The organism is Huaxiibacter chinensis (assembly GCF_022171985.1).
Classification (GTDB): Bacteria; Pseudomonadota; Gammaproteobacteria; order Enterobacterales; family Enterobacteriaceae; genus Enterobacter; species Enterobacter chinensis_A.
Map to the genome: position 1 here is coordinate 1 of NZ_JAJVHF010000009.1, position 20942 is coordinate 20942.

Consider the following 20942-nt stretch of genomic DNA (forward strand, 5'->3'; position numbering starts at 1 on the left):
AACCCTGAATTTCAGGATTTTTTCTCTTCAACCGAACCGGCTGTTTGTGTGAAGTGATTCACATCCGCCGTGTCGATGGAGGCGCATTATAGGGATCCCAGTTTTTAGCACAAGCGTTTTTTGGATCTTTTTTTCTGACTGCTGATTTTCCACTCTTTTCGCTGAATTCCCGCCCGATTTGCTTAAATATTGACGCATTTAACGCTTGCCCACACGGGATATTACGATCAAAGTCTTCTGTATCCTGTTTATGAGCTGAGGTAGTTATGTCCCGTTCCGTGCGTCCTTATAAAGATCTTCTCCCACAAAGAGGCGATCGCGTGATGATCGATAGCAGCAGTGTTGTCATTGGAGATGTCCGACTCGCCGCTGATGTCAGTATCTGGCCGTTAGTCGCTATACGAGGTGATGTGAATTATGTCGCAATCGGTGCGCGTACGAATATCCAGGACGGCAGTGTCTTACACGTCACCCATAAATCCAGCTATAACCCTGACGGCAACCCGCTGATCGTGGGCGAAGATGTCACGGTAGGACATAAAGTCATGTTGCATGGCTGCACGATTGGCAATCGCGTCCTGGTTGGAATGGGGTCTATATTGCTGGACGGCGTAATAGTAGAAGACGATGTGATGATTGGCGCTGGCAGCCTGGTGCCGCAAAACAAACGTCTGGAAAGCGGCTATCTCTATCTGGGCAGTCCGGTTAAACAGATCCGCCCTTTAAAAGAAGCAGAGATAGAAGGGTTGAAATATTCAGCGAACAACTACGTAAAATGGAAAGATGAATATCTGGCTCAGGATAACCAGACCCAGCCCTGATCGTCTTCTTGTCGATCGCGGATCCTGTCGCTGGCTTCTTCTTCCAGATCCCAGCGATTTTCAACGAACGCCTGGAGGGGTGATATCCCTCCAAAACGGCGAAGCAGTTCGCCGCCCCCCATCGCACACGTCAGTTGCATACCATTCACTATTACAGGGAAGCAAACCGCCTGCCTTTCTTCATCCCAGGTTTCTCTGTCCGGGAAATGAATAGCCTGATTCATACCAGCAGCGCCTGTTGCAGGGAGTGTATCACTGGTTCTACTTCCGGTAAGACACCATGCCAAAGCAATACCGCATGTGCAGCCTGTCCCACCAGCATTCCGAGTCCATCGGAGAGATGTTTCGCACCATGGCCTTCGCACCATGCAAGGAAAGGGGTTTGTCCTTTCTGATAGAACATGTCGTAGTAACAGGCATGGGGATTAATAAGGGAGGAGGGGATCTCAGGCACGTCGCCTTTAATGCCGCTTGAGGTCGCATTGATTATCAGATCAAACTCGTGCCCTTGAAGATTCTCCATCGCACATGCTCCCACACTACCCGTATGAGAAAACAGGCCCGCCAGTTCTTCAGCACGGGAAAAGGTGCGATTGGTAATGGTTACGGCGCAATCCATAGACAGCAAGGGTAATAATACCCCTCGCGACGCGCCCCCTGCCCCGATGAGTAAGATCCGATAGCCTGGTTTGATATAGGAAAGTCTTTCGAGATCGCTGAGTAAACCAATGCCGTCGGTGTTATCGCCCAGCAGTCGACCATCTTCGAGATATTTTAAGGTATTCACTGCACCCGCAAGCGAGGCGCGTTCCGTTAACACATCGGCTCGTTCAAATGCCTGCTCTTTAAATGGCACGGTAATATTCGCACCTTTGCCTCCCGCCTTAAAAAAACCATTTAGCGTCGGGATAAAGTCATCCAGTGGCGCCAGTACGCGCCCATACGGGTGTTTGATCTGCAGTTGCCGGGCAAATTCACCATGGATAAAGGGAGATTTACTGTGCGCGATCGGATTACCAAAAACGGCGTACGTTTCCATCATGTTACCCCTGGCGAAAACGTTCGCCGGTTAATGCATCCCGAATTTCCGAAGGATTTTGACGCCCTCCCGTTTCACCGAGTACCACAGGGAAATCATCGCCAAATTGCGCAAGGACTTCACTTCTGTTGCGGCATGGGGGTAATCCGGTCAGGTTTGCGCTGGTTGAAACCAGTGGCTTACCAAATTGTTCACACAACGCAATAACAACAGGATGATCCGTTACCCGAACGGCCAGCGAGTTAAATCGCCCCGTCAACCAGCGAGGCGTTGTAGGCAACGCCGGGAAAACGTACGTTACCGGACCCGGCCACGATGCAAAGATCGTCTCACGTTGTTCAGACGTGAGCATTGAATCGTCAATATAGGGTTTTAGCTGCGCGAAGCTGGCAGCAATCAGAATCAGTCCTTTTTCGACGGGTCTTTGTTTGAGCGTTAATAAGCGATTGACCGCGACTTCACTGTCCGGATCGCAACCGACTCCAAAAACAGCTTCTGTAGGATAGGCGATGACGTCTTCTTTTTTCAGTACTTCCAGTGCATGCGCAATGGAGCCTGATTGAACATTATTATTCACAGGTTTAATCCGCCGATACCGGCTTTCCACATTGTTTACTGGCGCAGAAGCATTTAACGCCCTGCGCTGTTTTCTTTTCTATAAGCAGCGGGTAATCGCAATGAGGGCATGATCCCGCAACCGGTTTGAAATTGATAACAAACTGACATTCCGGATAGCGATCGCAGGAGTAAAAGGTTTTGCCAAAACGCGAACGACGCTGGACCAGGCTCCCTTGTTGGCACTGTGGGCACGCTATCGCTGTTTCATCTGGCTTATCAATTTGTTCAGTATGTGCGCACTGGGGATAGTCAATGCATCCGATAAACATGCCAAAGCGCCCCTGGCGCAGCACGAGATTGCCGCCGCATTCAGGGCAGGTCTGCCCCTCCAGAATCTTAACGATATGTCCGTCCGCCTGATTCTGCAGGGGACGAACATATTGGCAGTCCGGATAGTGAGAGCATCCGAGAAACGGACCGTGTTTCCCGGATCGTATAACAAGTTCAGCCCCGCATTGTGGGCAGGGCTCGTTGTTACGCACCGTAAAGAGTGCTGATTTGGCCATAAATACTCTTCATGCTACACATCAATTAATGCAGCATACCTTCATTCACTTCAAAGAGTAATTCTTCCATCTGCTGATAGGCATTTTCACACCCTGGAATGTTAAACAGAACCATCAGGATGACCCATTTCAGATCATCCAGTTCGAACTCTGCCGTATCCAGCGCCATGACGCGCTCTATCACCATCTCTCGGGTTTCGAGGTTTAGCACCTGAATTTGCTCCAGGAATAACAAAAATCCCCGGCAACTGGCATCCAGCCTTTCACCCTCTTCTGCTGTATAGATCCTCACAGATAAAGGGTCAGAGGCCATCTGCATCGGTTCGGCAAGACCATCCTGATAGTCAGCCAGTTTTTCGAGCCAGTTTAATGCGTTAAAGATATCTTCCTGTTCAAATCCCGCATCGGTAAGGTCTCGCGTTATTCTGTCCTGATCCACGCGCGTTTCGGCTTCGTTATGGATGTAAGTCTCAAACAAATACATCAGTACGTCGAACATGGCTTGCCCTCCTTAATCGGACATAGCCGCCGGGTACAGCTGCGATCCACCCTGCTAACTCCAGTTCCAGTAGCTGTGCTACCGTTGCTGGCACAGGTTGGCCGGCACGTTCAGCGACAACGTCAACAGGTGTTACCTCATCTCCTACGTTAGCCAGGAGCTTTGGAAATGGCAATGCCACGGCCTCCTTATCTGATGAATAAAGTGCTTTTTCAGGCTGATCCGCTGACCAATGTAACCCATGTCGCAAATTTTCGAGGATGTCCTCCGCGCGTGTAACCGGCGTTGCGCCCTGTTTTATTAACCAGTGTGGACCTTCACAACCGGGGTTTCCTATCGGCCCCGGCAAGGCAAATACCTCGCGGCCTTGTTCCAGCCCATATCGGGCCGTCACTAACGAACCACTGCGTAACGCAGCCTCGACGACAAATACGCCGAGGCTTAACCCACTAATGATTCGATTACGACGGGGAAAATTGGCAGGCCAGGGAGGCGTAGCCAGCGAGAATTCAGAAATAACGGCACCGGCAGAGGCAATAATCTGTTCAGCCAGAGGCACATGCCTGCGCGGGTAGACGTTGAATAGCCCGTTGCCAAGCACTGCCACCGTCGTACCCTGGACGGCAAGCGTCGCACGGTGTGCCACGCCGTCTATACCACACGCCAGCCCGCTGGTTATGGTCAATCCAGTTTGTGCCAGTTGCTCACAAATGATCTTCCCCCAGCGTTCGCCATACCAGGAGGGGGAGCGACTTCCCACGACAGCCAACTGAACGCTATTTAGCGCATGAATATTTCCGGCAACAAACAATGCGCCGGGAAAATCGACCAGCGTGCGCAAAATAGAGGGATAGTGCGGGCTGTTCGCCGTCAGAAGATAATGGTCGGGCATAGCAAGCCACTGCAAGCTTCTTTCTATCTCAGCGCCGCTCTGCGCATAAAACTTGTCGATCTGCTTTTTTGTCAGCCCGGCTTCTGCAAGTAAAGCGTGATCTAACTGCCCGCATGATGAGAGACGCTGGCCAAGGTTAACCATTCTCTCACCATATAAATCACCTATATGTATCAGGCGTAACCAAATCTCTGTCGATGTCATCCTTTCCCCTGCCATAAGCAGCCTCAGCAATCTTTGCGATTGGTCAGCGATGCTGTCAATCAGAGGGGGATTTGTCTAGAATAGAGGTAATAATCTTATCAACTCCTGAATACGACTCTGGAAATTTATGGCAGTTTTGCAAGTGTTACATATTCCGGACGAGCGCCTTCGCATCGTCGCTGAACCGGTTAAAGAAGTGAATGCAGAAATTCAGCGTATCGTCGATGATATGTTCGATACGATGTACGCTGAAGAAGGGATTGGCCTGGCGGCAACACAGGTAGACATTCACAAACGTATCATCGTGATTGATGTATCAGAAAATCGCGAAGAGCGCCTGGTGCTGATCAATCCTGAGCTGCTTGAGAAAAGCGGCGAAACCGGTATTGAAGAGGGCTGTCTGTCCATCCCTGAACAACGTGCTTTGGTGCCTCGTGCAGAGAAAGTGAAAATTCGCGCGCTTGACCGAGACGGCAAACCGTTTGAACTGGAAGCAGATGACCTGCTGGCGATTTGCATTCAGCATGAGATGGATCATCTGGTGGGGAAACTCTTTATTGATTATCTCTCCCCCCTGAAGCAACAGCGTATTCGTCAGAAAGTAGAGAAACTGGACCGTATGCGCGCTCGTGCATAATGTGCCCCCCCGGATACAAGGAATAACGTGTCTAGAAAGCTTCGCATTATCTTCGCTGGAACGCCCGATTTCGCGGCGCGACATCTTGATGCGCTTTTAACGTCGGGTCATGAGGTTGTGGGTGTGTTTACACAGCCTGACCGCCCGGCCGGGCGCGGCAAAAAATTGCTCCCTGGCCCGGTAAAAGTACTGGCGGAAGAAAAAGGGTTACCGGTATTTCAGCCGGTATCCCTACGCCCGGCAGAGAATCAGCAGCTGGTCGCTGACCTGAATGCAGATGTCATGGTGGTTGTGGCCTATGGGTTGATTTTGCCCAAAGCTGTGCTTGATCTACCGCGTCTGGGCTGCGTGAATGTGCACGGTTCTCTCCTGCCTCGCTGGCGTGGAGCTGCTCCTATTCAACGTGCGCTATGGGCGGGTGACAGTGAAACCGGCGTGACGATCATGAAGATGGATGTTGGCCTGGATACGGGTGACATGCTCTTTAAGCTCGCCTGCCCCATCACCGCTGAGGATACCAGCGCGACCTTGTACGATAAGCTCGCAGAGCTTGGTCCACAGGGATTAATCGAAACCTTGCAACAGCTGGCAGACGGCACGGCACATCCGGAAGTGCAGGATGAAGCCCTCGTTACCTATGCGGAAAAACTCAGTAAAGAGGAAGCCAGAATTGACTGGTCCCTGTCTGCCGCCCAGCTTGAACGCTGTATTCGTGCCTTTAATCCCTGGCCGATGAGCTGGCTGATGATTGACGATCAGCCTGTCAAAATCTGGAAAGCTTCCGTTATTGACGCAGAAACACAAGCCGTTCCGGGCACCATCGTCGACGCAAATAAACAGGGAATTCAGGTCGCCACGACTTCAGGCATCCTGAATCTTGAATCACTCCAGCCGGCGGGCAAGAAAGCGATGAGCGCACAGGATCTTTTAAATTCTCGTCGTGAGTGGTTTACGCCAGGCAGAAGTCTTGCCTGAGTTCATCTATTCCTAAGGCCCGGAGTTTCCGGGCATTTTTATTTCTACGGCTATGAAAAAACAAAACCTTCGCAGTATGGCAGCACAGGCTATTGAGCAAGTAGTCGAACAGGGTCAGTCTCTGAGCAACATTCTGCCACCGCTGCAGCAAAAAGTGTCCGATAAAGATAAAGCCCTGCTGCAGGAGTTGTGCTTTGGCGTGCTACGCACCCTTCCCCAGCATGAATGGCTTATCAGCAAACTCATGTCCCGGCCAATGACGGGAAAGCAGCGCACCATTCATTATCTGATTATGGTCGGATTTTATCAGTTGCTGCATACGCGTATTCCTCCGCATGCCGCTCTGGCTGAAACCGTGGAAGGCGCCGTTGCCATCAAACGCCCGCAGTTGAAAGGGCTCATTAACGGCGTGCTGCGTCAGTTCCAGCGCCAGCAGGAAGAACTTCTGGCCGAATTTGCACAATCAGAACATCGCTTCCTGCATCCAGAGTGGCTGCTAAAACGACTTAAAAAAGCCTACCCGGAAAACTGGGCCGCAATAGTCGAGGCAAACAACCAACGCCCTCCTATGTGGCTGCGCGTTAACCGCGCTCATCACTCACGCGATGAGTGGCTGGCTCTTCTGGAAGAAGCCGGTATGGAGGGTGCAGTACACAGCGGGTATCCGGATGCAGTGCGTTTACTTTCTCCTGCACCCGTATTTTCTTTACCGGGTTTTGATCAAGGCTGGGTCACCGTACAGGATGCATCAGCCCAGGGTTGCATGGCCTATCTGGAACCGCAAAATGGCGAGCGTATTTTAGATCTCTGTGCAGCGCCAGGCGGTAAAACAACCCATATTCTGGAAGTTGCTCCGCAGGCGAGCGTTTTGGCCGTCGATGTCGATGAACAACGACTCTCCCGCGTTTATGACAACCTGAAACGCCTCGGTTTAAAAGCAGAGGTTAAACAAGGCGATGGCCGCACGCCAGCCCAGTGGTGTGGCGATGAGCAGTTCGACCGTATTTTATTAGATGCGCCTTGTTCTGCTACGGGCGTGGTGCGTCGACATCCCGATATAAAATGGCTGCGCCGCGATCGCGATATCAGTGAATTAGCCCAGTTGCAGGCAGAAATCCTGGAGGCCATCTGGCCACACCTTAAGTCCGGCGGCACGCTGGTTTATGCCACCTGCTCTGTACTTCCTGAAGAGAATGGTCAGCAAATCGCAGCATTCCTGAAACGCACACCAGACGCCAAACTCTGTACAGGCACTGCCGAAAAACCGGGCAAACAAAATCTTCCCGGAGCTGAAGAAGGTGATGGCTTCTTTTACGCTAAGATAGTCAAAGCGTGATGGTGAAAACAGGTCGCAATTTATGAAGATAATCATTCTGGGTGCCGGACAGGTCGGTGGTACGTTGGCCGAAAACCTGGTGGGCGAGAATAACGACATCACTATCGTTGATACCAACGGGGATCGGCTGCGCGGTTTGCAGGATAAGTTCGATCTGCGCGTTGTGCAGGGCCATGGTTCACACCCTCGCGTTCTGCGCGAGGCGGGTGCTGACGATGCAGACATGCTGGTCGCGGTCACCAGTTCAGATGAAACCAACATGGTTGCCTGTCAGGTCGCGTATTCGTTATTTAACACGCCGAATCGTATTGCGCGTATTCGTTCCCCGGATTACGTGCGGGATGCGGAGAAGTTATTTAATTCGGAAGCGGTGCCCATCGATCATTTGATTGCGCCGGAACAGTTGGTTATCGACAGCATTTACCGTTTGATTGAGTATCCGGGCGCATTGCAGGTCGTCAATTTCGCCGAGGGCAAGGTCAGCCTGGCGGTGGTGAAAGCCTATTATGGCGGCCCGTTGATTGGCAACGCATTGTCCACCATGCGTGAACATATGCCTCATATTGATACGCGCGTCGCAGCGATATTCCGCCATGACCGCCCCATCCGTCCACAAGGCTCAACCATTGTGGAAGCGGGTGATGAAGTCTTCTTTATCGCAGCATCGCAGCATATTCGTGCGGTAATGAGTGAGCTTCAGCGTCTGGAAAAACCCTACAAGCGCATCATGCTGGTTGGGGGCGGGAATATCGGCGCTGGTCTGGCGCATCGTCTGGAAAAAGACTACAGCGTAAAACTGATCGAACGCGATCAACAGCGCGCTGCCGAGCTCGCAGAAAAATTGCAAAACACGATCGTCTTCTATGGCGATGCGTCCGATCAAGAGTTACTCGCCGAAGAGCATATCGATCAAGTCGATCTGTTTATTGCGGTCACGAATGACGATGAAGCGAACATTATGTCTGCCATGCTGGCAAAACGCATGGGCGCCAAAAAAGTTATGGTGTTGATTCAACGCCGGGCCTATGTGGATTTGGTGCAAGGCAGCGTGATTGATATCGCTATTTCCCCACAACAGGCAACGATTTCTGCATTACTTAGCCACGTGCGAAAAGCGGATATCGTCGGGGTTTCCTCATTACGTCGTGGCGTTGCCGAGGCCATCGAGGCCGTAGCGCACGGCGATGAAACCACCTCACGCGTTGTTGGCCGTGCCATCGATGAAATTAAACTGCCGCCAGGTACGATTATTGGTGCCGTAGTGCGTGGAAACGACGTCATGATTGCGAACGATAATTTACGTATTGAGCAAGGCGATCACGTCATTATGTTCCTGACGGATAAAAAGTTTATTAGCGACGTAGAACGCTTATTCCAGCCAAGTCCTTTCTTCCTGTAATTCTGATGGGGTACCTTTACAGGTACCCTGAAGATAATCCCCTATATTTTCTGATGACTAATTCTTCCTGACGATTATTAGTCGTTAATGGTAATTAGCTAATGATTTGTTAAACTTAAAATTGTCAGCTGGCATAAGGAGAATGAAATGAGTTTTGTTAAAGAATTTCGCGAATTTGCGATGCGCGGGAACGTGGTAGATTTGGCAGTAGGTGTGATTATTGGTGCAGCGTTCGGTAAGATCGTTTCATCTCTTGTCGCCGATATCATTATGCCGCCGTTAGGATTATTAATTGGCGGCATCGATTTCAAACAGTTTGCCGTTACGCTTCGTGAAGCGCAGGGTGATATTCCTGCCGTCGTAATGCATTACGGTATTTTTATTCAGAATATCTTTGATTTTGTCATCGTTGCATTTGCGATCTTCCTGGCTATCAAGCTTATCAATAAGCTGAATCGCAAAAAAGAAGAGCCTAAAGCACCACCGGCCCCTACGAAAGAAGAAGTGCTGCTTACTGAAATTCGCGATCTGTTAAAAGAACAGAACAGTCGTTCTTAATCAGGCCCAGAAAGTAAGAAGGCCAGTGGCAAAAAAGCGATTCACTTTCTTGCCACTGGCCTCCCAGTTACGTCCTTTTGCATTTTTCTCTTTTCGCAAATAACTGCCTTTTCCTTTCTTATTCTTTTCAATACGCTGTTTAAACAGGGGATCATGCAGTAATGCTGCAATAGCATTGTCCTGAATTTGGCCTTTCGTATGTTGATACCGGCTCATAAGTTCTCCAGATTGTATGTAAAAACAGCAGGAGTGTAGTCCTGCCTCTCTTTAAAATCAACACCCCTTCGTTTCACTGCGCACGCCCTGTTCAAGCGTCTCCAGGATCGAGCAGTAAATGCTACTGTGGGCTGTACCGCAGCAGGCATCATTGAGTCTTTGCAGAGATCTCTGCATCGTTTGCAATTCTTCAATACGCGCCTGAACTTCGCTCAGCCGGGCCTGAACGATACTTTTTGATTCCTGGCAAGTGTGGTGCTCCGGATCTATCCGGATCGACAGCAGTTCTCTTATTGAATCCAGGGTAAACCCCAGCTGCCGGGCATGTCGAATGAACTTCAGTCTCTGTAGATCCTTTTCCGTATATAGCCTGAACCCACCTTCGGTACGCACTTCATGATCCATCATTTGCTGTTTTTCGTAATAACGAATGGTATCGGGGGTGACGTCGGCAAGTTTAGCGATCTGACCAATACGATACATCATTCCGCCTCCTTCATTTTTGACGCCAGATTATGGGCATATTCACCATGAAGAAACTCGGTGCTTAACCCCGACTGACGTAGTTTAAGTTCTAGCAGCGCAAGACGACGACTGAGCGCTTCATATTCTGGTTCGTCCCGACTGACTGTTTTTAACAGGTCGGCAAGATCCACCGCTTCTTTACGCTGCTGGAGTTCTGGGGGTAGGCAGCCTGCATTTTTAAGAAGCCGATAACCGGCTCGAAGCTCTGGGGGAACGTGGAGATCTTCATCCAGGGTCAATGGTTCACCTGAACCCGGCAGGTTGTCGAATTCTCCCTGGCGTTGGGCATCAAGTATATGGCGTTCTGCCCACTGATCGAGTAACCACATAACGTGTGCTCCAGAGGATGAACAAAAATTGATAGGGTTATTGTAGGGAATATGAGGGCATACAAGATATAAAAAAACCCGCCGAAGCGGGTTTCTTTACGTTACTGCAGATTACTCTGCAGCAGCTTCTGCTTTCGACTCAGAACGATCAACCAGCTCGATGTAAGCCATCGGAGCGTTGTCGCCTGCACGGAAGCCACACTTCAGAATACGAGTGTAACCACCGGCGCGGGTCGCGAAACGCGGGCCCAGCTCGTTAAACAGTTTTGCCACGATCTCGTTATCACGAGTGCGGGCGAATGCCAGACGACGATTTGCAACGCTGTCAGTCTTGGCAAGAGTAATCAGCGGCTCAACTACGCGACGCAGCTCTTTCGCTTTAGGCAGGGTCGTCTTGATGATCTCATGACGAACCAGTGAACCTGCCATGTTGCGGAACATAGCCTGGCGATGGCTGCTGTTGCGGTTCAGTTGACGACCACTCTTACGATGGCGCATGACCTTATCCTTCTCAGTAAAACCTTAACCTGTGATCCGGTTACTCGTCAGCAATGCTTGCCGGTGGCCAGTTTTCCAGGCGCATGCCCAGAGACAGACCACGTGAAGCCAGCACGTCTTTAATCTCGGTAAGAGATTTTTTACCCAGGTTCGGCGTTTTCAGCAACTCAACCTCGGTACGCTGTACCAGATCACCGATATAGTGGATAGCTTCTGCTTTAAGGCAGTTAGCAGAGCGGACAGTCAATTCCAGATCGTCAACAGGGCGCAGCAGGATCGGATCGAATTCTGGTTTCTCTTCTTTCACTTCAGGCTGACGTACATCACGTAAGTCAACGAAAGCTTCCAGTTGTTCTGCCAGGATGGTTGCCGCACGACGAATCGCCTCTTCAGGATCGATTGTGCCGTTGGTTTCCATTTCGATGACCAGCTTGTCCAGGTCGGTACGCTGTTCTACACGCGCTGCTTCAACATTGTAGGCAATACGCTCTACAGGGCTGTAACATGCGTCGACCAGCAGACGGCCGATTGGGCGCTCATCTTCTTCCGAATGAATTCGGGCAGAAGCCGGCACATAACCACGACCGCGCTGAACTTTGATACGCATGCTAATCGCTGCGTTCTCATCGGTCAGGTGGCAGATCACGTGCTGCGGCTTGACGATTTCGACATCACCGTCGTGGGTAATGTCGGCTGCAGTCACAGGGCCAATGCCAGATTTATTCAAGGTAAGGATAACTTCATCTTTCCCCTGAACTCTCACCGCAAGCCCTTTCAGGTTGAGCAGGATTTCCAGGATATCCTCCTGAACACCTTCTTTGGTGCTGTACTCATGAAGTACACCATCAATCTCAACTTCGGTCACCGCACAACCCGGCATCGATGAGAGCAGAATACGGCGCAGTGCGTTACCCAGAGTATGGCCAAAGCCACGCTCTAAAGGCTCAAGGGTCACCTTGGCGTGCGTCGAACTCACTTGCTCGATATCTACCAGGCGCGGTTTTAGAAACTCTGTCACAGAACCCTGCATTGTGTCCTCTCTTTGGTACTAAGCTTTACTTGGAGTAAAGCTCGACGATCAGGTGTTCGTTAATGTCCGCAGACAGATCAGAACGTTCCGGCTGACGCTTGAACGTGCCTTCCATCTTGCCAGCATCAACTTCCAGCCAGGTTGGCTTTTCACGCTGCTCAGCCAGCTCCAGAGCGGCTTTCACGCGAGATTGCTTTTTCGCTTTCTCACGAATGCTAACAACGTCATTCGCTTTAACCTGATAAGAAGCGATGTTAACAACACGACCGTTTACCATGATCGCTTTATGGCTAACCAACTGGCGTGACTCGGAGCGAGTAGCACCGAAGCCCATACGGTAAACAACGTTGTCCAGACGACCTTCCAGCAGAGCCAACAGGTTTTCACCAGTGTTGCCTTTCAGACGTGCTGCTTCTTTATAGTAGTTACGGAACTGACGCTCCAGCACACCGTAAGTACGGCGAACTTTCTGCTTTTCACGCAACTGCACACCATAGTCAGACAGACGCGGTTTACGCGCACCGTGCTGGCCAGGAGCTTGTTCAATTTTACACTTGGTATCGATCGCGCGAACGCCAGACTTAAGGAATAAGTCGGTGCCCTCACGACGGCTCAGCTTGAGCTTAGGACCCAAATATCTTGCCATTTTCTATCTCCAACAATCCTAGAAAACGTAAGCGTTAAACGCGACGTTTTTTCGGCGGACGACAACCGTTATGAGGGATCGGAGTCACATCAGTAATATTAGTGATGCGGAAACCAGCGGCGTTCAGAGCACGAACAGTAGATTCGCGACCCGGACCCGGACCTTTAACCATAACTTCCAGATTCTTGATGCCGTATTCTTTTACGGCTTCAGCGCAACGCTCTGCTGCAACCTGAGCTGCAAACGGAGTGGATTTGCGTGAACCACGGAAACCGGAACCACCGGCTGTTGCCCAACCCAATGCGTTACCCTGACGATCAGTAATAGTAACGATGGTGTTGTTAAAAGAAGCATGGATATGAGCCACGCCGTCAGAGACTTGTTTTCTTACACGCTTACGTGCACGAATTGGTGCCTTTGCCATTATTCAATCACCCCGATTATTTCTTGATCGGTTTGCGCGGACCCTTACGGGTACGTGCGTTGGTCTTAGTACGCTGACCGCGCACTGGCAGACCACGACGATGACGCAAACCGCGATAGCAACCAAGGTCCATAAGGCGCTTGATGCTCATGCTAACTTCACGGCGCAGATCACCTTCAACGACAAATTTGGCAACTTCGTCACGCAGCGTGTCGATTTGTTCTTCAGACAGCTCACTGATCTTAACATCTTCAGCGATACCCGCTGCAGCCAAAATGGCCTTGGAACGGGTCTTGCCGACGCCGTAGATCGAAGTTAATGCGATCACAGCATGTTTCTGATCAGGAATGTTAATGCCTGCTATACGGGCCACTATGCACTCCTACTATTTAATATGTACACACCATGCTGAAAAGCCCGTTTTCAGGATACTCAAATGGTTGCGCACAGACATACAAAAGATTGGCTGGCTAATCTAGCCAGCTCAACCCAACTTTGCAAGAAAAATATGCGAAATAATCAGCCTTGGCGCTGTTTATGTTTCGGTTCGGCACTGCAAATCACACGGATGACACCATCACGCTTAACGATTTTGCAGTTACGGCATAATTTCTTGACGGAAGCACGAACTTTCATTTTTACTCTCCGTAACTTCTCGGGCGACCGTTTAGCGGCCGTAGCCTTTCAGGTTCGCCTTCTTCAATGCAGACTCGTACTGACTTGACATCATCAGAGTTTGCACTTGAGCCATAAAGTCCATAATCACGACAACAACGATGAGCAGTGAAGTTCCACCGAAGTAGAACGGTACTTTCATTGCATCACGCATGAACTCCGGGATCAGGCAAATAAAAGTAATATAAAGCGCACCAACCAAAGTCAGGCGAGTCATTACTTTATCGATATACTTCGCCGTTTGCTCTCCCGGACGAATTCCTGGTACAAATGCACCGGACTTCTTCAGGTTATCTGCTGTTTCACGTGGGTTGAAGACCAACGCCGTATAGAAGAAACAGAAGAAGATGATTGCAGACGCATAGAGTAACACATAAAGCGGTTGCCCAGGCTGCAAATACAGCGAAATTGTTGTCAGCCAGTTCCAACCAGTACCGCCCCCGAACCATGACGCGATGGTCGCCGGGAACAGAATGATACTGGAAGCGAAGATTGCCGGGATTACACCCGCCATATTCACTTTCAGCGGCAAATGTGTGCTCTGTGCAGCATACACGCGACGACCCTGTTGACGTTTAGCGTAGTTCACCACAATGCGGCGTTGACCACGTTCAACGAAGACAACAAAGAACGTCACTGCAAATACTAACACTGCAACCAATAGCAACAGAAGGAAGTGCAGGTCGCCTTGACGCGCTTGCTCGATTGTATGGGCAATGGCTGGCGGGAGTCCCGCAACGATACCAGCGAAGATAATGATCGAGATACCGTTACCGATACCTCGTTCAGTAATCTGTTCGCCGAGCCACATCAGGAACATGGTTCCTGTGACCAGACTTACAACAGCGGTGAAATAGAACGCAAAGCCTGGATTGATTACCAGACCTTGCATACCAGGCATATTCGGAAGACCGGTAGCAATACCGATCGACTGGAATATTGCCAGCACCAGAGTGCCGTAACGGGTGTACTGGCTGATCTTACGACGACCAGACTCCCCTTCTTTCTTCAACTCTGCCAGGGCCGGATGAACGACCGTCAGCAGCTGGATAATAATTGATGCCGAAATATACGGCATAATACCCAGTGCAAAGATTGAAGCACGGCTGAGAGCACCACCAGAGAACATGTTGAACATTTCAATGATGGTACCTCGCTGTTGCTCAAGCAGTTTGGCAAGTACAGCGGCATCGATACCAGGGATCGGAATAAAAGAGCCAATTCGGAAAACAATCAGCGCACCAACCACAAACAGAAGTCTGCGTTTAAGTTCGCCAAAACCACCCTTGGCACTTTGAAAATCTAATCCCGGTTGCTTAGCCATCTGCTACTTATTCCTCAATTTTACCGCCAGCAGCTTCGATAGCAGCACGTGCGCCTTTAGATACACGCAGGCCACGAACAGTTACCGGAGTTGAAACTTCACCAGCCAGGATCACTTTCGCGAACTCGATCTGGATACCGATAATGTTTGCTGCTTTCAGCGTGTTCAGGTCAACAACGCCGCCTTCAACTTTCGCCAGGTCAGACAGACGGATTTCCGCTGTAATCGCTGCTTTGCGAGAGGTGAAGCCGAATTTCGGCAGACGACGGTACAGTGGCATCTGGCCACCCTCGAAACCGCGACGTACGCCACCGCCAGAACGAGAGTTCTGACCTTTGTGACCACGACCACCGGTTTTACCGAGGCCAGAACCGATACCACGACCAAGGCGTTTACCCGCCTTTTTAGAGCCTTCGGCTGGAGACAGAGTATTTAAACGCATCTCTTACTCCTCAACTTTAACCATGAAGTAAACCGCGTTGACCATACCACGTACAGCGGGAGTATCCTCACGCTCAACGGTATGACCAATACGACGCAGACCCAGGCCAAGCAGCGTTGCCTTGTGTTTCGGCAGACGACCGATTGCACTGCGGGTTTGAGTGATTTTAATAGTCTTTGCCATGGTCAATTACCCCAGAATTTCTTCAACGGATTTACCACGCTTGGCAGCGACCATTTCTGGAGAATTCATATTTTCCAGGCCATCAATAGTTGCACGAACCACGTTGATCGGGTTGGTGGAACCATATGCTTTGGCCAGAACGTTATGAACTCCAGCGACTTCCAGAACGGCGCGCATTGCACCACCGGCAATAATACCGGTACCTTCAGAAGCCGGCTGCATGAATACACGAGAACCCGTGTGAACACCTTTTAAAGGGTGTTGCAGGGTGCCGTGGTTCAGCGCGACGTTAATCATATTGCGACGGGCTTTTTCCATCGCTTTCTGGATCGCTGCTGGAACTTCACGCGCTTTACCGTAACCAAAACCAACGCGACCATTACCATCACCAACAACAGTCAGAGCTGTGAAGGAGAAAATACGACCACCTTTAACGGTTTTAGATACGCGGTTAACCGCGATCAGCTTTTCCTGCAGTTCGCCAGCCTGTTTTTCGATGTGAGCCATCTTACACCTCTACCTTAGAACTGAAGGCCAGCTTCACGGGCAGCATCTGCCAGTGCCTGGACACGACCATGATATTGGAACCCGGAACGGTCAAAGGACACGACTTTGATGCCTTTTTCCAGAGCGCGTTCAGCAACAGCTTTACCTACAGCTGCAGCAGCGTCTTTGTTACCGGTGTACTTCAATTGTTCTGTAATAGCTTTTTCTACAGTAGAAGCAGCTACCAGAACTTCAGAACCGTTCGGTGCAATGACCTGTGCGTAAATATGACGCGGGGTACGATGTACCACCAGGCGAGTTGCACCCAGCTCTTTGAGCTTGCGGCGTGCGCGGGTCGCACGACGGATACGAGCAGATTTCTTATCCATAGTGTTACCTTACTTCTTCTTAGCCTCTTTGGTACGCACGACTTCGTCGGCGTAACGAACACCCTTGCCTTTATAAGGCTCAGGACGACGGTAGGCGCGCAGATCTGCTGCAACCTGACCGATCAGCTGTTTATCCGCGCCTTTCAGCACGATTTCAGTCTGAGACGGACATTCTGCAGTGATACCGGCTGGCAGCGGATGCTCAACAGGGTGTGAGAAGCCCAGAGACAGGCCTACTGCATTCCCTTTGATCGCTGCACGATAACCTACACCAACTAGTTGAAGCTTTTTAGTGAAGCCTTCGGTAACACCAACAACCATTGAGTTCAGCAGGGCACGCGCGGTACCAGCCTGAGCCCATCCATCCACGAAACCATCACGTGGACCGAAGGTCAGAGCATTGTCTGCATGTTTAACTTCAACAGCATTGTTGAGGGTACGAGTCAGCTCGCCATTTTTACCTTTGATCGTAATAACCTGTCCGTCGATTTTTACATCAACGCCGGCAGGAATAACGACCGGTGCTTTAGCAACACGAGACATTCTTTCCTCCGATTAGGCTACGTAGCAGATAATTTCGCCACCAAGACCAGCTTGGCGCGCTGCACGATCAGTCATAACACCTTTAGAGGTAGAAACAACTGCGATACCCAGACCAGCCATAACTTTAGGCAGCTCATCTTTTTTCTTATAGATGCGCAGGCCTGGGCGGCTGACACGCTGAATGCTTTCTACAACAGCTTTACCCTGGAAATACTTAAGCGTAAGTTCCAGTTCCGGCTTGGTGTCGCCTTCAACTTTAAAATCTTCGATAAAACCTTCTTCCTTCAGCACGTTGGCAATTGCCACTTTCAGCTTGGCGGAAGGCATGGTGACCGCAACTTTGTTCGCGGCCTGACCGTTACGGATACGGGTCAGCATATCCGCGATCGGATCTTGCATGCTCATCTGTCTTTACTCCCGTGATTCAATTGGTAATTACCAGCTAGCCTTTTTCAAGCCTGGTACTTCACCGCGCATGGCGGCTTCACGCAGTTTGATACGGCTCAACCCGAACTTGCCCACATAACCATGTGGACGACCTGTTTGACGGCAGCGGTTACGCTGACGAGACGGGCTGGAATCACGCGGCAGAGACTGCAGCTTGAGAACAGCATTCCAACGATCTTCGTCGGAAGCGTTCACATCAGAAATGATCGCTTTCAGTTCAGCGCGTTTAGCGAAGAATTTATCAGCTAAAGCTACGCGCTTTACTTCGCGTGCTTTCATTGATTGCTTAGCCATTCAGTAACCCTACCTTACTTGCGGAACGGGAAGTCAAAGGCAGCCAGCAGAGCACGGCCTTCTTCGTCAGAGTTCGCAGTAGTGGTAATGGTAATATCCAAACCACGCACGCGGTCGACTTTATCGTAGTCGATCTCTGGGAAGATGATCTGCTCACGGACACCCATGCTGTAGTTACCACGACCGTCGAAAGACTTAGCGGACAAGCCACGGAAGTCACGGATACGTGGAACAGCAATAGAGATCAGGCGCTCAAGGAACTCCCACATGCGTTCGCCACGCAGAGTTACTTTACAGCCGATCGGATAGCCCTGACGGATTTTGAAGCCTGCAACAGATTTGCGTGCTTTGGTGATCAACGGCTTTTGACCGGAGATAGCTGTCAAATCAGCTGCTGCGTTATCCAGCAGTTTTTTGTCAGCGATCGCTTCACCAACACCCATGTTCAGGGTGATCTTCTCGACCCGAGGGACTTGCATGACAGAATTGTAGTTAAACTCAGTCATGAGTTTGCTAACTACTTCGTCTTTGTAGTAATCATGCAGTTTCGCCATCGTACTACTCCAAATTACTTGATAGTTTCGCTGTTCGATTTGAAGAAACGGACTTTTTTGCCATCTTCAAATCTAAAGCCTACACGGTCAGCCTTACCGGTTGCCGAGTTGAAGAGCGCAACGTTAGAAACCTGAATAGCAGCTTCTTTTTCAACGATGCCACCTGGTTGGTTCAGGGCCGGAACCGGCTTCTGATGTTTCTTAACCAGGTTGATACCTTCAACAATGATCTTGCCGGAAGACAGAACATTTTTTACTTTACCGCGTTTACCTTTATCTTTACCGGTTAACACGATAACTTCGTCATCACGACGGATTTTCGCTGCCATGATTCGCTCCTTAGAGTACTTCTGGTGCCAGAGAGATAATTTTCATGAACTTCTCAGTACGAAGCTCACGAGTTACCGGCCCAAAGATACGCGTGCCGATAGGCTGCTCGCTGTTATTGTTTAAAATAACGCATGCATTACCATCGAAGCGAATGACAGAACCGTCAGGGCGACGAACACCCTTTCTGGTGCGCACCACTACCGCTTTCAGCACATCACCTTTTTTGACCTTACCACGTGGAATTGCTTCCTTGATGGTGATCTTGATGATGTCGCCTACGCCTGCGTAGCGACGGTGCGAGCCACCCAGAACCTTGATACACATTACGCGACGTGCACCGGAGTTGTCGGCGACGTTCAGCATAGTCTGTTCTTGGATCATTTCAGTGCTCCGCTAATGTCAACTACTACCTGAGACTCCAAAATCAGAGCCGTTAAAAAGCCCCATATCGAGGGCGCGGCATTATAACACCGCTTCTACAATATGGGTAGAAAAAATAAACGGCTCATTGCTGAGCCGTTTATTCGTATTGAGAAGGCTAACTCTATTACAGAACCGCTTTCTCTACAACGCGAACCAGCGTCCAGGACTTAGTCTTGGACAGTGGACGGCATTCACGGATTTCAACCTTGTCGCCGATACCACATTCGTTGTTCTCGTCATGTACGTGCAGTTTGGTCGTACGCTTGATGAATTTACCGTAGATCGGGTGTTTCACAATACGTTCGATAGCAACAACAATGGATTTCTCCATTTTGTCGCTAACAACACGACCTTGCAGAGTACGGATTTTATCGGTCATTACGCACCCGCCTTCTGAGTCAGTAAAGTCTTAACGCGTGCAACATCACGACGCACTTGCTTCAGCAGGTGAGTCTGTTGCAGCTGGCCACTTGCAGCCTGCATGCGCAGGTTAAACTGCTCACGCAGCAGGTTCAGCAGCTCAGCGTTCAGCTCTTCAACGCTTTTTTCACGCAGCTCATTTGCTTTCATTACATCACCGTCTTAGTTACAAAGGTGGTTTTAATCGGCAGTTTCGCTGCTGCCAGGCCGAATGCTTCACGGGCCAGCTCTTCCGGTACACCGTCCATTTCATACAGGACTTTGCCCGGTTGGATCAAGGCAACCCAGTACTCCACGTTACCTTTACCTTTACCCATACGAACTTCCAGCGGCTTCTCGGTAATTGGTTTGTCCGGGAATACACGGATCCAGATTTTACCTTGACGCTTAACTGCACGGGTCATTGCACGACGTGCTGCTTCGATCTGACGTGCAGTCAGACGCCCACGGCCAACAGCTTTCAGACCGAAAGAGCCGAAGCTAACATCCGTACCCTGCGCCAGACCACGGTTGCGGCCTTTGTGCACTTTACGGAATTTTGTACGCTTTGGTTGTAACATCAGCGACGCTCCTTATTTACGGCCTTTACGCTGCTGCTTTTTAGGTTGCGCAGCCGGTTTTTCCGGTTGTTCAACAGCAGCCATACCACCCAGGATCTCACCTTTGAAGATCCATACCTTAACGCCGATTACACCGTAAGTGGTGTGCGCTTCAGAGGTGTTGTAGTCGATGTCAGCACGCAGTGTGTGCAACGGTACGCGACCTTCGCGGTACCATTCGGTACGTGCGATTTCCGCGCCGCCCAGACGGCCGCTAACTTCAACTTTGATACCTTTAGCGCCCAGACGCATTGCGTTCTGTACAGCACGCTTCATAGCACGACGGAACATAACACGACGTTCCAGCTGTGAAGTGATGCTGTCAGCAACCAATTTAGCGTCCAGTTCAGGCTTACGAACTTCAGCGATATTGATCTGTGCAGGAACGCCAGCGATATCCGCTACGACCTTGCGCAGTTTTTCTACGTCTTCGCCTTTCTTACCGATCACGATGCCAGGACGAGCAGTGTGAATAGTCACACGGATGCTCTTAGCTGGACGCTCGATAACGATACGAGATACAGACGCTTTAGCCAGTTCCTTAGTCAGGTACTGACGTACTTTAAAATCGCTGTCCAGGTTGTCAGCGAATTCTTTGGTGTTCGCAAACCAGGTTGAATTCCATGGTTTTACAATACCCAGGCGAATACCATTAGGATGTACTTTCTGACCCATTGCTAG

General features: G+C 50.3%; 36 protein-coding genes. 6 read left to right on the top strand and 30 right to left on the bottom strand.

The window, feature by feature from the left end; genetic code table 11:
• The first annotated feature begins 266 nt into the window (after positions 1 to 266).
• Positions 267 to 821, top strand: coding sequence for a gamma carbonic anhydrase family protein (locus LZP96_RS17640; RefSeq protein WP_064327665.1), 555 nt, complete (start codon positions 267 to 269; stop codon positions 819 to 821).
• On the opposite strand, the gene LZP96_RS17645 is transcribed toward LZP96_RS17640, so the two are convergent.
• The 6 genes from LZP96_RS17645 to dprA are packed head-to-tail and all read right to left on the bottom strand — an operon-like array spanning position 797 to position 4579.
• Complete coding sequence (locus tag LZP96_RS17645; RefSeq protein WP_064327666.1) at positions 797 to 1045, bottom strand: DUF1488 family protein; 249 nt, start codon at positions 1043 to 1045, stop codon at positions 797 to 799. The genes LZP96_RS17640 and LZP96_RS17645 overlap by 25 nt on opposite strands.
• Positions 1042 to 1860 (bottom strand): shikimate dehydrogenase, encoded by an 819-nt coding sequence (gene aroE / locus LZP96_RS17650; protein ID WP_064328197.1) that lies wholly within the window; start codon positions 1858 to 1860, stop codon positions 1042 to 1044. The genes LZP96_RS17645 and aroE overlap by 4 nt, the downstream gene beginning before the upstream one ends.
• Positions 1861 to 1864: 4 nt before the next feature.
• A complete protein-coding gene (tsaC, locus tag LZP96_RS17655; protein ID WP_064327667.1) occupies positions 1865 to 2437 on the bottom strand; it encodes an L-threonylcarbamoyladenylate synthase type 1 TsaC in 573 nt (190 codons plus the stop codon).
• A 4-nt stretch (positions 2438 to 2441) separates the two neighbouring features.
• Complete coding sequence (locus LZP96_RS17660; protein ID WP_064327668.1) at positions 2442 to 2984, bottom strand: DNA topoisomerase family protein; 543 nt, start codon at positions 2982 to 2984, stop codon at positions 2442 to 2444.
• 25 nt (positions 2985 to 3009) lie between these two features.
• A complete protein-coding gene (gene smg / locus LZP96_RS17665; RefSeq protein WP_064327669.1) occupies positions 3010 to 3483 on the bottom strand; it encodes a DUF494 family protein Smg in 474 nt (157 codons plus the stop codon).
• Positions 3455 to 4579, bottom strand: coding sequence for a DNA-protecting protein DprA (dprA, locus tag LZP96_RS17670; protein WP_064327670.1), 1125 nt, complete (start codon positions 4577 to 4579; stop codon positions 3455 to 3457). Before dprA ends, smg begins: the two co-directional genes overlap by 29 nt.
• 127 nt (positions 4580 to 4706) lie before the next feature.
• On the opposite strand from dprA, the gene def reads away from it, so the two are divergent.
• From def to mscL, 5 genes are all read left to right on the top strand, one after another.
• Complete coding sequence (gene def / locus LZP96_RS17675; RefSeq protein WP_064327671.1) at positions 4707 to 5216, top strand: peptide deformylase; 510 nt, start codon at positions 4707 to 4709, stop codon at positions 5214 to 5216.
• 27 nt (positions 5217 to 5243) lie between these two features.
• Positions 5244 to 6191 carry a methionyl-tRNA formyltransferase gene (gene fmt, locus LZP96_RS17680; protein WP_064327672.1) on the top strand — a complete coding sequence of 316 codons (948 nt, stop codon included), beginning with the start codon at positions 5244 to 5246 and terminating at the stop codon, positions 6189 to 6191.
• Positions 6192 to 6243: 52 nt separating this feature from the next.
• A complete protein-coding gene (gene rsmB / locus LZP96_RS17685) occupies positions 6244 to 7527 on the top strand; it encodes a 16S rRNA (cytosine(967)-C(5))-methyltransferase RsmB (protein WP_064327673.1) in 1284 nt (427 codons plus the stop codon).
• A 22-nt stretch (positions 7528 to 7549) separates the two neighbouring features.
• Entirely contained in the window at positions 7550 to 8926 is a 1377-nt protein-coding gene (trkA, locus tag LZP96_RS17690; protein WP_064327674.1) for a Trk system potassium transporter TrkA, read from the top strand.
• 147 nt (positions 8927 to 9073) lie between these two features.
• Entirely contained in the window at positions 9074 to 9484 is a 411-nt protein-coding gene (gene mscL, locus LZP96_RS17695; protein ID WP_064327675.1) for a large-conductance mechanosensitive channel protein MscL, read from the top strand.
• Here the strand turns inward: mscL and LZP96_RS17700 are convergent, their stop codons facing one another.
• The 24 genes from LZP96_RS17700 to rpsC all read right to left on the bottom strand — a co-directional run bounded on the left by LZP96_RS17700 (position 9485) and on the right by rpsC (position 20936).
• A complete protein-coding gene (locus LZP96_RS17700) occupies positions 9485 to 9700 on the bottom strand; it encodes an alternative ribosome-rescue factor A (RefSeq protein WP_064327676.1) in 216 nt (71 codons plus the stop codon).
• Between the two features lie 57 nt (positions 9701 to 9757).
• Positions 9758 to 10183 carry a Zn(2+)-responsive transcriptional regulator gene (gene zntR, locus LZP96_RS17705; protein ID WP_064328198.1) on the bottom strand — a complete coding sequence of 142 codons (426 nt, stop codon included), beginning with the start codon at positions 10181 to 10183 and terminating at the stop codon, positions 9758 to 9760.
• Positions 10183 to 10554, bottom strand: coding sequence for a DnaJ family domain-containing protein (locus LZP96_RS17710; RefSeq protein WP_064327677.1), 372 nt, complete (start codon positions 10552 to 10554; stop codon positions 10183 to 10185). The genes zntR and LZP96_RS17710 overlap by 1 nt, the downstream gene beginning before the upstream one ends.
• 111 nt (positions 10555 to 10665) lie before the next feature.
• Positions 10666 to 11052 (bottom strand): 50S ribosomal protein L17, encoded by a 387-nt coding sequence (gene rplQ, locus LZP96_RS17715; protein WP_064327678.1) that lies wholly within the window; start codon positions 11050 to 11052, stop codon positions 10666 to 10668.
• Between the two features lie 40 nt (positions 11053 to 11092).
• Entirely contained in the window at positions 11093 to 12082 is a 990-nt protein-coding gene (locus tag LZP96_RS17720; protein ID WP_002919219.1) for a DNA-directed RNA polymerase subunit alpha, read from the bottom strand.
• 25 nt (positions 12083 to 12107) lie between these two features.
• Positions 12108 to 12728 carry a 30S ribosomal protein S4 gene (gene rpsD / locus LZP96_RS17725; protein ID WP_064327679.1) on the bottom strand — a complete coding sequence of 207 codons (621 nt, stop codon included), beginning with the start codon at positions 12726 to 12728 and terminating at the stop codon, positions 12108 to 12110.
• A gap of 34 nt (positions 12729 to 12762) precedes the next feature.
• Positions 12763 to 13152 carry a 30S ribosomal protein S11 gene (gene rpsK, locus LZP96_RS17730; RefSeq protein ID WP_003031137.1) on the bottom strand — a complete coding sequence of 130 codons (390 nt, stop codon included), beginning with the start codon at positions 13150 to 13152 and terminating at the stop codon, positions 12763 to 12765.
• A 16-nt stretch (positions 13153 to 13168) separates the two neighbouring features.
• On the bottom strand, positions 13169 to 13525 hold the full coding sequence (gene rpsM, locus LZP96_RS17735; RefSeq protein ID WP_003031135.1) for a 30S ribosomal protein S13: 357 nt from the start codon (positions 13523 to 13525) through the stop codon (positions 13169 to 13171).
• A gap of 146 nt (positions 13526 to 13671) precedes the next feature.
• Positions 13672 to 13788 (bottom strand): 50S ribosomal protein L36, encoded by a 117-nt coding sequence (rpmJ, locus tag LZP96_RS17740; protein ID WP_000868187.1) that lies wholly within the window; start codon positions 13786 to 13788, stop codon positions 13672 to 13674.
• 31 nt (positions 13789 to 13819) lie between these two features.
• Entirely contained in the window at positions 13820 to 15151 is a 1332-nt protein-coding gene (gene secY, locus LZP96_RS17745; protein ID WP_064327680.1) for a preprotein translocase subunit SecY, read from the bottom strand.
• Between the two features lie 7 nt (positions 15152 to 15158).
• Positions 15159 to 15593, bottom strand: a complete 435-nt coding sequence (rplO, locus tag LZP96_RS17750) for a 50S ribosomal protein L15 (protein WP_064327681.1) — start codon at positions 15591 to 15593, stop codon at positions 15159 to 15161.
• 3 nt (positions 15594 to 15596) lie between these two features.
• Positions 15597 to 15776: a 50S ribosomal protein L30 gene (gene rpmD / locus LZP96_RS17755; protein ID WP_003863301.1), complete on the bottom strand. Its 180-nt coding sequence runs from the start codon at positions 15774 to 15776 to the stop codon at positions 15597 to 15599.
• Between the two features lie 6 nt (positions 15777 to 15782).
• Positions 15783 to 16283, bottom strand: coding sequence for a 30S ribosomal protein S5 (gene rpsE / locus LZP96_RS17760; RefSeq protein ID WP_258926204.1), 501 nt, complete (start codon positions 16281 to 16283; stop codon positions 15783 to 15785).
• Between the two features lie 14 nt (positions 16284 to 16297).
• Positions 16298 to 16651 (bottom strand): 50S ribosomal protein L18, encoded by a 354-nt coding sequence (gene rplR, locus LZP96_RS17765; RefSeq protein WP_015960708.1) that lies wholly within the window; start codon positions 16649 to 16651, stop codon positions 16298 to 16300.
• A 9-nt stretch (positions 16652 to 16660) separates the two neighbouring features.
• Entirely contained in the window at positions 16661 to 17194 is a 534-nt protein-coding gene (rplF, locus tag LZP96_RS17770; RefSeq protein ID WP_064327682.1) for a 50S ribosomal protein L6, read from the bottom strand.
• 12 nt (positions 17195 to 17206) lie between these two features.
• Positions 17207 to 17599 carry a 30S ribosomal protein S8 gene (gene rpsH / locus LZP96_RS17775; protein WP_006178918.1) on the bottom strand — a complete coding sequence of 131 codons (393 nt, stop codon included), beginning with the start codon at positions 17597 to 17599 and terminating at the stop codon, positions 17207 to 17209.
• 30 nt (positions 17600 to 17629) lie between these two features.
• Entirely contained in the window at positions 17630 to 17935 is a 306-nt protein-coding gene (gene rpsN / locus LZP96_RS17780; RefSeq protein ID WP_003863291.1) for a 30S ribosomal protein S14, read from the bottom strand.
• Positions 17936 to 17949: 14 nt separating this feature from the next.
• Complete coding sequence (gene rplE, locus LZP96_RS17785) at positions 17950 to 18489, bottom strand: 50S ribosomal protein L5 (RefSeq protein WP_015960710.1); 540 nt, start codon at positions 18487 to 18489, stop codon at positions 17950 to 17952.
• Between the two features lie 14 nt (positions 18490 to 18503).
• Positions 18504 to 18818 (bottom strand): 50S ribosomal protein L24, encoded by a 315-nt coding sequence (gene rplX / locus LZP96_RS17790; RefSeq protein WP_064327683.1) that lies wholly within the window; start codon positions 18816 to 18818, stop codon positions 18504 to 18506.
• 10 nt (positions 18819 to 18828) lie between these two features.
• On the bottom strand, positions 18829 to 19200 hold the full coding sequence (rplN, locus tag LZP96_RS17795; protein ID WP_004160583.1) for a 50S ribosomal protein L14: 372 nt from the start codon (positions 19198 to 19200) through the stop codon (positions 18829 to 18831).
• 166 nt (positions 19201 to 19366) lie between these two features.
• Complete coding sequence (gene rpsQ, locus LZP96_RS17800) at positions 19367 to 19621, bottom strand: 30S ribosomal protein S17 (RefSeq protein WP_008503489.1); 255 nt, start codon at positions 19619 to 19621, stop codon at positions 19367 to 19369.
• A complete protein-coding gene (gene rpmC, locus LZP96_RS17805) occupies positions 19621 to 19812 on the bottom strand; it encodes a 50S ribosomal protein L29 (protein WP_032614707.1) in 192 nt (63 codons plus the stop codon). The genes rpsQ and rpmC overlap by 1 nt, the downstream gene beginning before the upstream one ends.
• On the bottom strand, positions 19812 to 20222 hold the full coding sequence (gene rplP / locus LZP96_RS17810) for a 50S ribosomal protein L16 (RefSeq protein ID WP_064327684.1): 411 nt from the start codon (positions 20220 to 20222) through the stop codon (positions 19812 to 19814). The genes rpmC and rplP overlap by 1 nt, the downstream gene beginning before the upstream one ends.
• 12 nt (positions 20223 to 20234) lie before the next feature.
• Entirely contained in the window at positions 20235 to 20936 is a 702-nt protein-coding gene (rpsC, locus tag LZP96_RS17815) for a 30S ribosomal protein S3 (RefSeq protein ID WP_000529945.1), read from the bottom strand.
• Positions 20937 to 20942 lie beyond the last annotated feature (6 nt).